The organism is Staphylococcus canis, from assembly GCF_016238445.1.
GTDB lineage: Bacteria > Bacillota > Bacilli > Staphylococcales > Staphylococcaceae > Staphylococcus > Staphylococcus canis.
In genome coordinates this window covers 1-207 of sequence record NZ_JABANU010000136.1, presented here as the reverse complement: position 1 = coordinate 207, position 207 = coordinate 1, and the positions used below count along the sequence as shown (strand labels likewise).

The 207-nt window shown below is 32.4% G+C and carries 1 protein-coding gene; it reads left to right on the top strand.

What is annotated here, in order from left to right:
- Positions 1-207 (top strand): transposase (locus HHH54_RS11755; RefSeq protein ID WP_198618846.1); only part of this gene is annotated, 207 nt, incomplete at both ends.

Sequence of the window (207 nt, the reverse complement as noted above, 5' to 3'; positions counted from 1 at the left end):
TTGAAGAACGTAAACGCGTTCAAACCGTATCTATAGATATGTATCAACCATATATCGTCTTAATTCAAGAGTTGTTCCCTAATGCGAAAATCATTATTGATCGTTTTCATATCATTCAGTCTTTAAATCGTGCACTAAACATGGCAAGAGTTTCAGTTATGCATACTTTTAAAAACATTGATCGCCCTTTATATAATAAGTTCAAGC